General features: G+C 69.7%; 10 protein-coding genes. 4 read left to right on the top strand and 6 right to left on the bottom strand.

Features of this window, described 5'->3' with window-relative positions; translation table 11 throughout:
- Positions 1 to 33: 33 nt before the first annotated feature.
- Positions 34 to 1,443 carry a serine/threonine protein kinase gene (locus tag H4W30_RS11445; protein ID WP_192742827.1) on the bottom strand — a complete coding sequence of 470 codons (1,410 nt, stop codon included), beginning with the start codon at positions 1,441 to 1,443 and terminating at the stop codon, positions 34 to 36.
- Between the two features lie 102 nt (positions 1,444 to 1,545).
- Between H4W30_RS11445 and eccD the strand changes: the two genes are divergently transcribed.
- Together eccD and eccB are read left to right on the top strand one after the other, a co-directional pair.
- Positions 1,546 to 2,928 (top strand): type VII secretion integral membrane protein EccD, encoded by a 1,383-nt coding sequence (gene eccD, locus H4W30_RS11440; RefSeq protein ID WP_192742826.1) that lies wholly within the window; start codon positions 1,546 to 1,548, stop codon positions 2,926 to 2,928.
- A 4-nt stretch (positions 2,929 to 2,932) separates the two neighbouring features.
- Complete coding sequence (gene eccB, locus H4W30_RS11435; protein ID WP_192742825.1) at positions 2,933 to 4,366, top strand: type VII secretion protein EccB; 1,434 nt, start codon at positions 2,933 to 2,935, stop codon at positions 4,364 to 4,366.
- Between the two features lie 168 nt (positions 4,367 to 4,534).
- Here the strand turns inward: eccB and H4W30_RS11430 are convergent, their stop codons facing one another.
- The 5 genes from H4W30_RS11430 to eccCa form a co-directional block, all read right to left on the bottom strand.
- Positions 4,535 to 5,740, bottom strand: coding sequence for a hypothetical protein (locus H4W30_RS11430; protein WP_192742824.1), 1,206 nt, complete (start codon positions 5,738 to 5,740; stop codon positions 4,535 to 4,537).
- 11 nt (positions 5,741 to 5,751) lie between these two features.
- Entirely contained in the window at positions 5,752 to 6,162 is a 411-nt protein-coding gene (locus H4W30_RS11425; RefSeq protein ID WP_192742823.1) for a hypothetical protein, read from the bottom strand.
- Positions 6,163 to 6,173: 11 nt separating this feature from the next.
- The gene (locus H4W30_RS11420) at positions 6,174 to 7,550 is read right to left on the bottom strand and encodes a hypothetical protein (RefSeq protein ID WP_192742822.1); all 1,377 of its coding nucleotides are present in this window, start codon (positions 7,548 to 7,550) and stop codon (positions 6,174 to 6,176) included.
- 31 nt (positions 7,551 to 7,581) lie between these two features.
- Entirely contained in the window at positions 7,582 to 7,992 is a 411-nt protein-coding gene (locus tag H4W30_RS11415) for a hypothetical protein (RefSeq protein ID WP_192742821.1), read from the bottom strand.
- Positions 7,993 to 8,089: 97 nt separating this feature from the next.
- Entirely contained in the window at positions 8,090 to 12,067 is a 3,978-nt protein-coding gene (gene eccCa, locus H4W30_RS11410; RefSeq protein ID WP_192742820.1) for a type VII secretion protein EccCa, read from the bottom strand.
- A gap of 132 nt (positions 12,068 to 12,199) precedes the next feature.
- Here eccCa and H4W30_RS11405 point away from each other — a divergent pair, with 132 nt between their 5' ends.
- Positions 12,200 to 12,547, top strand: coding sequence for a hypothetical protein (locus tag H4W30_RS11405; protein WP_192742819.1), 348 nt, complete (start codon positions 12,200 to 12,202; stop codon positions 12,545 to 12,547).
- Between the two features lie 18 nt (positions 12,548 to 12,565).
- Complete coding sequence (locus H4W30_RS11400; protein ID WP_192742818.1) at positions 12,566 to 12,868, top strand: hypothetical protein; 303 nt, start codon at positions 12,566 to 12,568, stop codon at positions 12,866 to 12,868.

Genomic DNA, 12,868 nt, shown 5'->3' with positions numbered 1-12,868 from the left:
AGAACCGTCCTTACCACTCACGAGACGAAACGCTCACGGGTTGCAGCGGGCGCCGCGGATCGCGACCGGTTCGGTGGTGTAGATGTGGCGGCCGTCGGTCGCCCTGAGCTGGAAGCAGTACCGGCGCGCCGGATCGACCGGGACGTCGAGGCTGCGCTGACGGTGGGCGACGAGCTGTTTCGTCTCGAGCCGCTCGCCCGCCATGATCACGACGAAGTCCAGTTCGCCTTCCGCGGTCCAGTTCAGCTGCACGTGGTCGCTCTGGTCCCGCGGCGGCGCGAGCGCCAGTTTGACGTCCGGTGCCGGAGCGGAAGCCGGTGCGGGCGGCGGGACCGCGGCCGCGACCGGGACGGCCTGCCCGCCGATCTCCGCCGGGCCGAGGACCAGCGGCACCACGGCCAGCCCGGCGGCGAGCACTCCGGCGCCCGCGAGCGCGACGGGCTTCCAAGGGAGCCGGCGTTCGGTCTTGAGCGGGCCGCTGAACTCGCGGATCAGGGTCCGGCCGCCCGAAGGCGGCGCCTGCACCACCTGGACCGGTGACGGGGCGGCGGCGGGCTGCTGCTGGACCACGGCGAAGTCGTCGAACTCGACGTCGGCGTCTTCCTCTTCGGCCGGTACGTCGACGGGTTCCGCGGTGACGACTTCGCCGCCGGGCTGCCGCAGCTTCGTGAACAACCTCGCCAGCGACGCGACATCCTGCGGGCGGTCGGCCGGTTCCTTGGCCAGCAACCGGAGGATCGTGGCGGAAAGCTCCCTCGGGACGCCCGGATCCTGGATCGGCGTGACCGGTTCCCGCAGCACCTGGAGGATCCGCTCGCCGGGCTGTTGCCCGGTGCGCCGGGGAAAAGGAGGTGTCCCGGTCAACGCGGCGTAGAGCACCGCGCCGAGTCCATAGAGGTCGGACGCGGGGGAAAGCGTGTCGTCGCGCAGGGTTTCGGGCGCGGTGTACTCGACCGCGTACATCGGATCGCGCGGGAATCGCCGCCGCAGGGCCACCCCGAAGTCGGCGAGCACGAATTCGCCGGACGCGCGGTACAGCACGTTGTGCGGGGTCACCCCGCCGTGCAGCACGTCCGCGCCGTGCGCCGCCGCGAGTGCCGACGCGATCGCGGCGCCGAGGGCGAGCACGTCGGGAACACCCAGCCTGGTACCGGAATCCAGCAGACCGGCGAGTGAACCCGGGCACAGTTCGCGGCGGATGCCGGACCGGCCGCCCGCGTCGGTCAGGACGTCGTCGATCTGCAGCACCGAGCGCGTCGAACGCACGGCGGCCAGCGCCTTCCGCTCGCGTTCCAGCCACGCGGAGGTCTCGCGGTCGAAGGCGCCGGGGAACATCTTGATCGCGAAGTCGTTGCCCCTGGCGGGATCCCGGCCCGCGTAGACGGTGGCGATGGGGCCCTGGGCGAGCAGCCTCGGTCCGCCGACTCCTGTCTCGATGCTCATGACCCCATTGTCGCGCAAGAAGACCGGATCCGGAGTACTTTCCCCGCGGCAGGTTCCTGCCGCCGGGGCCCGCCGGGCGGGTCGCTGGCCGACCCTTTTCCCATGCAGACTGCCGGCCTGGTCAGGGTCACCATCACCACTCCGCACCGGCGCATCGACATGGCGCTGCCGGAACACGCGTCCGTCGCCGAAATCCTTCCCGGCCTGCTCGCGCGGGCGGGTGAGGGGATGGCGGACGACGGGGTCGCCGGCGGCGGCTGGCAGTTGCGCCGCGCCGACGGGACCCCCTTCGATCTGGACCGGACGCTGGGCGCGCACCGGGTCCGGGACGGGGAGATCCTCCATCTGACGCCACGCCGCGCCGAATGGCCCGAGCCCGAGTACGACGACCTGGTGGACGCGATCGCCACCGGGTCCGGTCGCACCGGCAAGGCATGGGGGCCGCGGCACACGCGGCAGGCCGGACTGGCCGCCGGCGGGGTGGCGATGTCGTTCGGCCTGCTCGCCGTCCTGCGCGCCGGCCCGCCGTGGACGTCACCGGCGGCCTGGGCGCTGGCGGTCTCCGCGCTGCTGCTGGCCGCCGGTGTCCTGCTCGCGCGGGCACTGCGCGACGCCGGTGCCGGGGCGGTGCTCGCCGCCGTCGCGCTTCCGTTCGCCTTCACCGGTGGCGGGCTCCTGCTGGCGGGTGACGACCCGATCGGCGCGCTGTCCGCCGGCCATCTGCTGCTGGCGAGCGCGGCGCTGCTGCTCGCGGCCGTCGTCGGCCATCTCGGGGTGATCGCCGCGCCCGAACTGTTCGCGGGCGCCGCCACCGTCGGCCTGCTCGGGGTGCTCGGCGGCTGGCTCGCCACTTTCGACGACCTGGCCGGGTATCGATCGGCGGCCGTGATCGGCGGCGGGGTCCTCGTGCTCTCGACCACGTTCGCGCCGCTGGCGCTGCGGCTCGGCCGGGTGCCGATGCCGGTGCTGCCGCGCTCGACCGCGGACCTGGTCCGCGACGATCCCCAGCCGCCGCTCGAGCTCGTGCACGCCGCCGTCGCCAGGGCGGACGCGCTGCTCACCGGGATGCTGGGCGGCGCGGCGATCGTCGTCATGTACTGCCAGCTGCAGCTGATCCGCAGCGACAGCGAGGCCGCGGTCGTGCTCGTCGCCCTGCTCGCGGCCGGTTTTCTGGTGCGAGCGCGGTTGTACCCGATCCTGCGGCAGCGGCTGCTGGTGCTGGTGACCGGGATCTTCGGCGCCGGCTGCCTGCTGGCGGGCCCGCTCATGGCGGACCGCTCGCTGCTGCTCGTCGTGGCCGGGCCGCTGTCCTTGGCGGTTGCGGCGGGCGTGATCGCCTCCGGTGTCGTGCTGAGCACCCGCGCCGCCAACCCGTATCTCGGCCGGATCGCCGAATACTTCGAGATCCTGCTGACGATCGCCGTCGTCCCGGTGGCGTGTTCGGTGCTCGGGCTGTACGGCTACGTGCGCGGGCTGGGGGGCTGAAACCATGGCGTCCAAACGGGATCAACTGCAGGCGTACCAATTCCTGGTGCAGCGCGCCATCTCCGCGCTCGTGACGAGGGAGACCGATCCGGAGCAGCCACCGTTCCGGCGGCCGTCCGGTGCCGCGTTCGCCAGTGTCGCGCTGGCGATCGTGGCGCTGGCGTGCGTCGGGGTCTACGGGATGATCGTGCCCGGCGGGAACAACGCCTGGCGCAAGAACGCCGCCGTCATCGTGGAAAAGGAGAGCGGGACGCGGTACGTCTATCTCGACGAACGGCTTCACCCCGTCGCGAACTACGCGTCCGCCCTGTTGCTGCTCGGCGAACACGGCACCACGGAACGGGTTTCGCGCGATTCGCTCGCCGGAGTCCCGCGAGGGCCCCGGATCGGCATCGCCGACGCGCCGGACGGCCTGCCCGGCCCGGAAAAGCTGCTCACCGGATCGTGGTCGCTGTGCTCGGCGCCCGCGAGCGACCTGGCGGGCAGCCGGATCGAGGAATCGGTCCTGCTGGCCGGCGCGTCACCGTCGGGCGGCGCGGAACTGGGGGACCAGGCGCTGCTGGTGGAATCGACGTCGACCGGTGACCGGTTCGTCGTGTGGCGCGGGCACCGGCACCGGATCAACGACTACGGCGCCGTCGGCACCGGGCTCGCGCTGACCGCCGAGCCGTGGGCGCGGGTGGGCCGGGCGTGGCTCGACGTGCTCCCGGAAGGCACGCCGATCGGCCCGCTGCCGGTCGCGGCCGCGGGTGAGGTGTCCACCGCGGTGCCCGGCCGGACCGACATCCGGAACGGGATGCTGCTGATGGTGCAGACCTCCGGCGGCGGGCAGCAGCACTACCTCGCCGAGCGGGATGCCTTGCGCCCCATCACCGAACTGCAGTACGACGTCCAGCGCGCGAGCGCCCAGATGCTCGCCGCCTATCCCGGCGCCGAACCGAAGACCGTGCCGCTGCCGCCCTCGCTGGCGACCATGTCACGGCAGCTGGACCCGGTCCGCGCCGACGCGGGGGCCGCACCCGCCACCCGCCCGGCCATCGCTCGCCTGCGCGATCAGGACGCCACCGTGTGCGCCACCTTCGGCGACGGCTCCGCGACCCCCGCGCTGACCGTCGACCCCGCGATGCCCGCCGCGGACCCGATGTCCACCACCGCCCGCCGGACCGCCACCGGGACCCCGCTCGCGGACCGCGTCCACGTGCCGCCCGGCAGCGCGATCGTCGTCGAGGCGATGCCCTCGTCTTCTGCCGCCGTTGGAACGCTGACCGTCGTGACCGATATGGGGCGCCGCTACCCGCTGGCTTCACCCGACGTGTTGAAGATGCTCGGCTACCCGTCGGCGCGCCCGGTGCGCCTTCCCGCCGGTTTGGTCGCTCGGCTGCCCGAAGGCCCGAGCCTCGACCCGGCCGCCGCGCGGCGGCAAACCCTGGGCGGCTGACCGCGATTCGCGTGTCCCTAGGCGTAACTCGCGTGTTTGGAGGCGTAACTCACGAGTTACGCCTCCAAACACGCAAGTTGCGCCTTCAAGCACGCGACATACGCGAATACGTGAAGGCCCCCTTCACTGCGCTGGACGCAGTGAAGGGGGCCTTCACGTACAAGCGGTTCAGCGGGAGGTCGGCCGCCAGAGGTCTTCGTCGAGCATCTGCACCGAACCCGACTCCGACTCACCCGGCCGCTGGCCGCGCGTCAGCGTGAACCCCGCGTCGGGATTGCCGTTGGCGGCCCGGCCGCGCAGCTTCGCCGGAACGCCGTCGCTACCGCCGGACGACGTCCTGCGCGACGCACCGTTTCGTCCCGTCGGCTGGTCGCTCGAGCCGGGACGCAGCGTGCCCGCCGTGGACTGCCCGCCCGCGCTGGGCGGCATCATCGGCGACATCGGGCTGGCGCTCGCCTTCGCGCCGGACGACGCGGCGGTGCCCGGAAGGACCTCGGACGCGAGACTGGGTGCCTTCTTCGCCCCGACCGGCTTGGCCGCCACCGGTAGCCCGGCCATACCGCCCGCGACGCCGAAACCACCCAGCAATCCCGCCGAGACCGGCGCGGAGCCGGAACCACCGGGTAGCCCTCCGAGCGGAGAGAGCGCGTTCGCCGAGGGCGGCAGCGGAGCGAGGCCGGCGAGCGAAACACCGGAAGAGCCGTCGTAGCCAGGAATTTCCGGGAGAGAGACGGCCGAGCTGCCGCCACCGGCACCCAGTGACTCGCCCAGCCCTTGGAATTCGTTCAGCGTGTCCATGCCGGCTTGGGCGGCCGCGATGAAATCGGCAGGGGTGTTGCCTTCGGCGGAAGGGGCGGCCGTCGGCACCATATGGTCGGGCGACTTGATCCCGGACGCTTCGACCACCTGCAGCATCGACAGGTCGAACTCCCCGCCGAGCTGGGTCATCTTGCTCCCGGCGGCCTGCTGGATGGCCAGGGCTTCCATGGCGGCGAACGGATTGAGGAGCGACGCCGCGACGGCCGCCGAGTACGCGGCCTCCATCCCCAGCATCGTCGCGTGCGTCTCCGTGATCCCGGACGCCAGCGTCGTCAAGGTCTCCGCGGGTTTGGCCAGGTCGATGCGGTCTCCCCAGAATTTCAGCTCGGCGGCCGAGCGCTCCATCTTCTCCTGGAGCTGGCGGCCGTTGTTGTCTGTCCACTCAGGAGTGAGCTCGCTGATCCTGCTGTTGAGCTGTACTTGCGCTTCCTCGATCCACGCCCGTGCTTCGGTCCACATCCTCGCCGCGTCGTGAAGGGTGGAAACGTTCGCGAACTCGGCCCGGATCATCCCCATGAGAACTTCCATGGGGAACGCGTTGTAAACGGCGGTCATGGTTCGGCTCCTCAGACGGAGGCCGGCGGGTTTTCGCCGGAGGGTTCGGTGGTGGACGGTTTCTCTTCGCCGGGCTGGGCGGCCGAGGACTGTTTCACGAAGTCCACGCCCTGCTTGATGACCTTGGTCGCCTTGCCTGCCAGTTCCAGTGCGCTGGCCACGTCGGCGGCGCTGTAGGTGATCGCGGCCGTCCTGGTCTTGCCGGAGAAGGTCGCGATGTCCTCGGTCACCTTCCCCATGAACGCGCTCATGCTGGCGGTCGCGGCCTTGTCCAGTACGGACATCGCGATGCCCTCGAACAGTCCCGCGAGGCTGGGCATGGTGCCGAGCCTCGCCAGTGAAGGTGGCAGGTCCGGTGCGCTGAGTTGCTGGGACACCGCGCTCATCGCGGTGATGTTGCCGTTGATCTCGGTTCCGGGCATATGCCCCCTCCTCAGTGTCCGGCGCGGTACTTCGCCGGTTTGCCGTGCGAATCGGTCGTTTCCTGCACTTGCCACAGCTCGTCGTCGAGCAACTGGACGGTGTCGTTCTCGGTGTCCCACCGGCGTTGCGCCGTGGCCGGCCGGGTGCCGCCCCCTCGCGACCGGCCGAGGAGCGTGACACCGGGGGTGCCACCGCCCTTCGGCCCGCGCTGCCTGCTCGAGCCGGGGTGTTCCGCGTCGCCCGGTTTGATGCCCGATGGCGAGTTCTTCCCGCCACCGTTGGGTGGCACCATCGGTGGCGGCATTCCTCCGGCGCCCGAGGCGGAGCCGGAGCTTCCCGCCGTTCCCGCGGAAGCGATCCCGGGCATCGAGCCGACGCCTGCCGCCGCGCCTCCCGGTGAACCGTTCAGGTCCGGGATGGCGGGCATACCGCCGAGGCCGCCCAGCCCACCGCCGGAACCCGGCAAGCCGCCGCCACCCGCCAGGCTCGGCATACCCGAGCCACCCGGCGCGCCGAGAGGGTCTTCGAGCCCCGGATAGGCGGAGCCGTCGTAAGGCGGAAGCGTCCAATCCCCGGGATCGATCGCGTTGGGGTCGGGCAGGTTCACGGAGGAGCCGTTGCCCAGCAACTGTTGCGCGGACTCGGCGGCCTGGCTCAACGCGCTCAGCGCGTTCGAAGCCTGTTCGAGCGAGCTGGGGCTTTCTTGCGGATTCTGCGGGCTCGGCTCGCCCGGAACCTCGGGTGTGCCCGGGTCGACCGGCGCGCCGTTCTGGTTCGGACCGCCGGTTCCGGCTGCCGAAGGTACCGCGCCGTTGTCGGGGAGGCCGGAGCCGGCTTCGGCGCTCGGACCGTCCCAGGCGCGACCGCGGGCAGCGAGCATCGCCTGGGCGGTCACCCGATATTGGGTCGCGATTTCGTCCAGTTTCCTGCCGAGGTTCTCCTGGGCCTGAGGCGTGTAATCGGCGTTCTGCTCGACCTTGGAGATCTCACCCGCCGCGACGAAGGCGCCGACCACGAGCTGAGCGTCGGCCATGTCCAGCTGGGTGACCACACCCGATGCCGTGATGCCGCCGTCGACCGGCTGACCGAACAGCGTGCCCGCGAACGAGGGGAGTTTGGTGTCCTTCGACCCTTCCAAACCTCCCCACGATCCGAAGGAGTAGAGGCAGTTGGCCCTCAGCCGATCCACGAACTCTTCCCCTGGCCGGTCCAGCCAGCCCGAAGACACGACGTCCGCCGCGTCCCGGAGCATCATGTGTGTGCGGTCGATCCATCTTTCGGCGTCCGTCCACATCTTCTTGGCGGCATGGAGCCGGGGCCGGGTGTGCGCGATTTCGGCCCGGAGAATTCTCACCTGGTCTTTGAACGGGGTCTGGCAATAGCTCATCGAAACTCCCGGGTTGCTCGGCGCGGAGGAATCAATGCGGCAGGAGGTCGAGCACGGTGCCCGTTCCCGGCTGCAAGACCGCGACGGGCGCCAGCGGGCTCGGTCCCAGCGTGGTGGGCGCCAGTCCCTCGACAGGGACACGGGATTCGTCCGGCCGTGACCTCTTCGTCAGCTCCCAGACGGCGGCCTCGCTCGCGTTCTGGTAGGTGCTCAGGCTTTGCCGTGCGATGGAGATGTACCCACGGACACCTTTCTCGGCGGCGGTCAAGAAATTCCGCAGAGCCTCGGTGCTTTCCCGGTCGGCGGTGGCGAGCAGCCCGCATTCCGCCATTTCACCGCAGCCGTCGTTCAACGGCCGGTCGATACTCGGCGGGCTCGACGCCTGCTGCGAGACCGTGTCGGCGAACTTCTGGATGGCGGGCAAATAAGCGTTGATTCCCATGTTCCCTCCCGGAACAGCGGTGAAAACCCAGTCGTGCACCGAAAGCCAAACACCACCACGAGCCCCGGTGGGGCCTCCGGCAGCTTCCGGCCATACCTCAGGGATGCCGCGGCGGAAGCCACGCGAGCTGGACCAGGCCCTTGTGCCCACGACGGTCGATCAGCCAGCCGCGGCCGGGCGGCAGTACCTGGGCACGCATCCCGCCGAGCAGCGGACCTTCGTCGCGGTCGCCGGACATCATCAGGCCAGGGGTACCGACTTCCCTCAGCCGGGTGAGAAAGGGTTCGAACAGTCCGCGGCCGGCACCACCGGAACGGCGGGCGAGCACGACGTGCAAGCCGATGTCCGAGCCTTGCGCGACCAGCGGCAGGAGGGGCATCAGCGGGTGGTTCTCGTGGGTGGCCACCATGTCGTAGTCATCCACCAGAACGAAGATCTCCGGCCCGTGCCACCAGTTCCTGGCCCGCAGTTGCTCCGGTGTGACGTCCGGCCCCGGAAGCCGCTTGGCAAGCGAAGCGGCGACCTCGGTCATCAGCCCGGAACTATGCGAGTCGTTGGTGCCGTAGCCGAGAAGGTATTCGTCGCCGATCTCACCGAGGAGCCCGCGCCGGTGGTCCACCAGCACGATCCGGGCTTCCGAGGGCTGGTAGGTGGTTTCGATCCGGCGGGCCAGCGTCCGCAGGAAGGAGGTCTTTCCGCATTGGGTGTCGGCGAGCAGGAAGAAGTGCGGGTCCGCCGCGAAGTCGTGCCGCATCGGGGAGAGGTCGTGCTCGTGGATGCCGACCGCGAGCCCGGCCTCCGTCCCGGTGATCTCGTCCTTCGCGGGGAGTTCCTCATACGGGAACACGCCGGGCAGTAGCCGCACCGAAGGCGCGGGAGCGCCTGGCCACGCGGCCTTGACCGCCTCGACGAGTTCGCTCACACCCCTGGACAGGTCGTCCGTATCGGTGACGCCGTCGATCCTGGGCAGCGCCACGAGCATCTGATGCCCGCTCATGGAGATTCCGCGGCCCGGAGCGTCGGGCGGAACACTCATCGCCGCGCGTCGGTCGATGACGGAGTCGATGGGATCACCGATCTTCAGTTCCAGCCTGCTGGCGAACAGGTCCCGGACGTTCATCCGCAGATCGAACGAGCGCGAACAGGCCGCCACCACGTGCACGCCGTAGGACAGACCGCGCGCGGCGATGTCGCCGACCGTCTCCTCCAGATCGGGGAAGTCGTTTCGCAGTGTCTGCCAGCCGTCCACCACCAGGAAGACGTCGCCGTGCTGCTGTTCGGCGAACTGTCCCTCGGCTCGCAACCTCCGGTAGGTGACGATGCCGTCGATCTGGTGCTCGGCGAACATCCGCTCGCGTTGTGCCAGCAGGGTCGCGACTTCGGCGACGGTCCGCCGTACGGCACCGGTGTCGAGCCTGCCGCAGACACCGGCGACATGCGGCAGCCCGGCGATCGAAGCCAGGGTGCCGCCGCCGAAGTCGAGGCAGTAGAACTGTGTCTCGCGGGGAGTGTGCGTGAGCGCGAGACTGGTGACCAGCGTGCGCACCATGGTGCTCTTCCCGGTCTGAGGGGCGCCGATGACCAGGACATGCCCAGCGGCGCCGGAAAGATCCAGCACCAGCGGATCGCGACGTTGTTCGAAGGGCCGGTCCACCGTACCGAGCACCGGCCGGAGCGACCCCGCCATCGTGGTCGAGTCGGCGGTGAGACCTCGTTGCGGGTGGGCGACCAGCTCGGGCAGCAGACCGTCCAAAGTGGGCGAATCCGCCAGTGGCGGCAGCCAGACCTGATGCGCGGGCACGCCCTGGCCTGCCAACCGGTCGACCAGGATGTCCAGGAGGGTTTCGCCGACCGCGGCGTCGTTCTCCGCCGCTTGGTCGTCCATCTCCTCTTCGCCCGTGTCGATCTCGGCGCCGAGGTAGCTCGTTGTGTATTCCTGCAGCATCAGTTGCTCCCCGGTGGAAGCGGTGACACCGCCACCGGTGGCGCGCTGGTACACCCCGGAGACGTAGGCGGAACGGAATCGGTCCATCTGGTCGGTGCCGACCTTGAGGAATCCGTGCCCGGGTGCCCGCGGCAGCTTGAACGCGTCGGTGACACCCAGCACGGCCCTGCTCTCCATCTCGGAGAAGGTCCTCAGGCCGATCCGGTACGACAGGTGGGTTTCCAGGCCGCGGAGCCTGCCCTCTTCGAGCCGTTGCGAGGCCAGCAGCAAGTGGACACCCAGCGAACGGCCGACTCGTCCGATCTGGACGAACATGTCGATGAAGTCCGGTTTGGCGGACAGAAGTTCCGAGAACTCGTCACAGATCACCAGAAGGGTCGGCACCTCGGGAAGCGGGGCGCCCGCGGCACGAGCTTTCTCGTAGTCACGCAGCGAGGAGAAATTGCCCGCCGCGCGCAGCAGTTCCTGGCGGCGGATCAGCTCGCCGTTGATCGCGTCGGTCATCCGGTCGACGAGGTGCAGCTCGTCGGCGAGGTTGGTGATCACCGCGCTGGTGTGCGGGAGGGTGTCGAGCCGGGTGAAGGTCGCGCCGCCCTTGAAGTCCACCAGCGCGAAGTTCAGCGAACTGGGGGGATGTGTCACGGCGAGGGCGAGCACGAGGGTCCGCAGCAACTCGGACTTGCCGGAACCGGTGGCGCCGATCAGCAGCCCGTGCGGCCCCATCCCGTCCTGCGCGGACTCCTTGAGATCGATTTCGATCGGGACACCGTCGGCCTGGATGCCCAGTTTCACCCGCAGCCGGTCCCGGTTCGGCCGCGGCTCCCAGGTGTCGGCGGGGTCGAACTCGTACGGGTCACCCAGATCCAGAAGCTCGGCGAGGCCCAGCTCGGTGCTCATCGGGGTGTCGCCCCGCAGCCCGGCCGTCAGCCGTAACGGGGCCAGCTGCCGGGCAAGCCCCTCGGCCGCGACCACGCCGAGGAAATCGGCGCGCCCGAGCGGGGCTTCACCGTCACTGGTCTCACTGACCAGGTCACCGTCGGCGTCCACGTCGAGCACGACGGTGGTGCGATCCAAGGCCCTCGGCGGCATGGTGGTCAGGTCCACTATGGACACTCCCTCGACGCCGCCGCCGGTCATCAGGTGATCGGAGCCGGCGACGGCGCCACCGTCGAGCACGACCACCAGATGCGGGCCGGGTACGCGGATGTCGGCCTCCGGATCGAACCTCGGTCGTTTGGAGAGTTCCTCTTCCAGCATCGATTCCAGTGCCTGGACCGACGGCGCCACCAGCCGTAGCGCGCCGAGCGCGTCGGTCCGCTCGGGATGCAACGCGTGCGGCAGCCACTTGACCCATTCCCAGTCCGGACGGCGGTCTTCGCTCACGCAGATGGCGATCCGTACGTCGTCGGGTGACTGGAGGGTGACCAGCTGGGCGAGTACCGCACGGAGCAGACCGAGTGCGGCGGCGCGATCGCCGCGCAGGTGGATCCGGCTGAAACCGTTGACCGCGATGGCGATCGGCAGCCTGCCGACGGTGGAATAGGTGGCGATGAACCGGCGCAGCGCGAGCGCGGACAGCGGTTCGAGTTCCTCCAGCGGTTTGGTGTCCGGGGCGACGAGCGTGGCGGCCGGGGCCTGCGGTCCGGTCCCGATCCGGGCGATGGCGAAATCCTGGTCGTCCTTGCGCCGTTCCCACAGCCGGTAGCTCGCCGCCAGCGACCACAAAGACGCCGGATCCGGGTGCAGGTACTCCATCGTGCGGCGCTGGCCACGCACCGAACGGCGCAGCCGCAGGCGATGCTGGGCGAGGTGCCGCAGGTACTTGCGGCGGGCATGGCCCATTTCCCGTTTGCTCGGGCCGCCGCCCTGCAGAAAGCTCATGGCGACCATGCCGAGCATGCCGACGCCCATCATCCCGAAGATGACGAACCGCATCGAGCCGGCCATGCTGCCGGAGTACATCAGCAGCATCGCGGCCATCATGGCCACCATCGGCAGCACCGTGAGCACCTGGGTCCACTGCCGCCCCGGCGGGGGCGGGATCTCCGGCGGAGCCTGCAGGAGCAGTTCACCGGCCGGCATCTCCGGCGCCGGTTTACGGGCCGGCCTCTTCACCACGACTGTCGCCATACTCACCGATCGTTCGCGAACAACGGCTTCCGCCGGGGGCGATGGCAGGAACGTGCCGCACCGGTCGAATCCACCCGCTCCGGGGGGTTAGCTGATCTCCGTCAGGAAAGCGACTGAAGAAACGGAGGGGTGATGGGCAACGGCGGATTGGTCGATTTCGACTTCGGGATCGTGCAGAACCTGATCAACAACACCGACAGCAGTCAGCAGGACCAGCTCAGCGCGCACCGATCCCACCAGGGACGGGACTACGACAACATCAGTGGTGGCCTCGCGGGGATCGTTCAGAACGCGGCCTTGTCTCAGAATCAAGGGCGTTCCGAGATCTACGACCAGGTCCACGCCTTCGCGCAGTCACTGGTCGAAAAGGGCAATTCGGTGGTGAACGTCACCGGTGGCTTCCAAGGCGACGCGGCACAGACGTTCGCCAAGCAGAACTTCGCCGGCGGCGGCGCCATCGACAGCGGTATCAACCCCTAGGTCTGAAAGGACGGGCTTATGAACGGCGGAGATCACTTCAAGATCGTCTACGAGGCCATGAACACGGCCGGCCGGGACATCCAGAACACCGCGGCGCAGATCGGGCAGGCGGCCGAGGACCAGGTCGCCAGGATGCGCAACACCATCGGCGCGGGCTGGGGCGGGAACAACGCCGAGGAGATGGGCCAGCAGTTCGCCCTGATGCAGAAGCGGACCGGCTACCACGTCGACGGCATGAACCAGAGCGGCTGCGACTACGGCAACGTGTCACATATCGGCCAGAGCTGTGAAGCCCGGGTCAGCAACATCGTCAACTCCTAG

It is taken from the genome of Amycolatopsis roodepoortensis, from assembly GCF_014873915.1.
Taxonomy (GTDB): Bacteria; Actinomycetota; Actinomycetes; order Mycobacteriales; family Pseudonocardiaceae; genus Amycolatopsis; species Amycolatopsis roodepoortensis.
Note: the sequence above shows the minus strand (reverse complement) of the source record. Positions and strands in the feature narration are given on the sequence as shown.

Bases quoted from the DNA above. Each gene is read 5' to 3' on its own strand.
- H4W30_RS11400 (WP_192742818.1), top strand. From the start codon at position 12,566: ATGAACGGCGGAGATCACTTCAAGATCGTCTACGAGGCCATGAACACG.
- eccB (WP_192742825.1), top strand. From the start codon at position 2,933: ATGGCGTCCAAACGGGATCAACTGCAGGCGTACCAATTCCTGGTGCAG.
- eccCa (WP_192742820.1), bottom strand. From the start codon at position 12,067: ATGGCGACAGTCGTGGTGAAGAGGCCGGCCCGTAAACCGGCGCCGGAG.
- H4W30_RS11420 (WP_192742822.1), bottom strand. From the start codon at position 7,550: ATGAGCTATTGCCAGACCCCGTTCAAAGACCAGGTGAGAATTCTCCGG.
- H4W30_RS11445 (WP_192742827.1), bottom strand. From the start codon at position 1,443: ATGAGCATCGAGACAGGAGTCGGCGGACCGAGGCTGCTCGCCCAGGGC.
- H4W30_RS11415 (WP_192742821.1), bottom strand. From the start codon at position 7,992: ATGGGAATCAACGCTTATTTGCCCGCCATCCAGAAGTTCGCCGACACG.
- H4W30_RS11405 (WP_192742819.1), top strand. From the start codon at position 12,200: ATGGGCAACGGCGGATTGGTCGATTTCGACTTCGGGATCGTGCAGAAC.
- H4W30_RS11430 (WP_192742824.1), bottom strand. From the start codon at position 5,740: ATGACCGCCGTTTACAACGCGTTCCCCATGGAAGTTCTCATGGGGATG.
- H4W30_RS11425 (WP_192742823.1), bottom strand. From the start codon at position 6,162: ATGCCCGGAACCGAGATCAACGGCAACATCACCGCGATGAGCGCGGTG.
- eccD (WP_192742826.1), top strand. From the start codon at position 1,546: ATGCAGACTGCCGGCCTGGTCAGGGTCACCATCACCACTCCGCACCGG.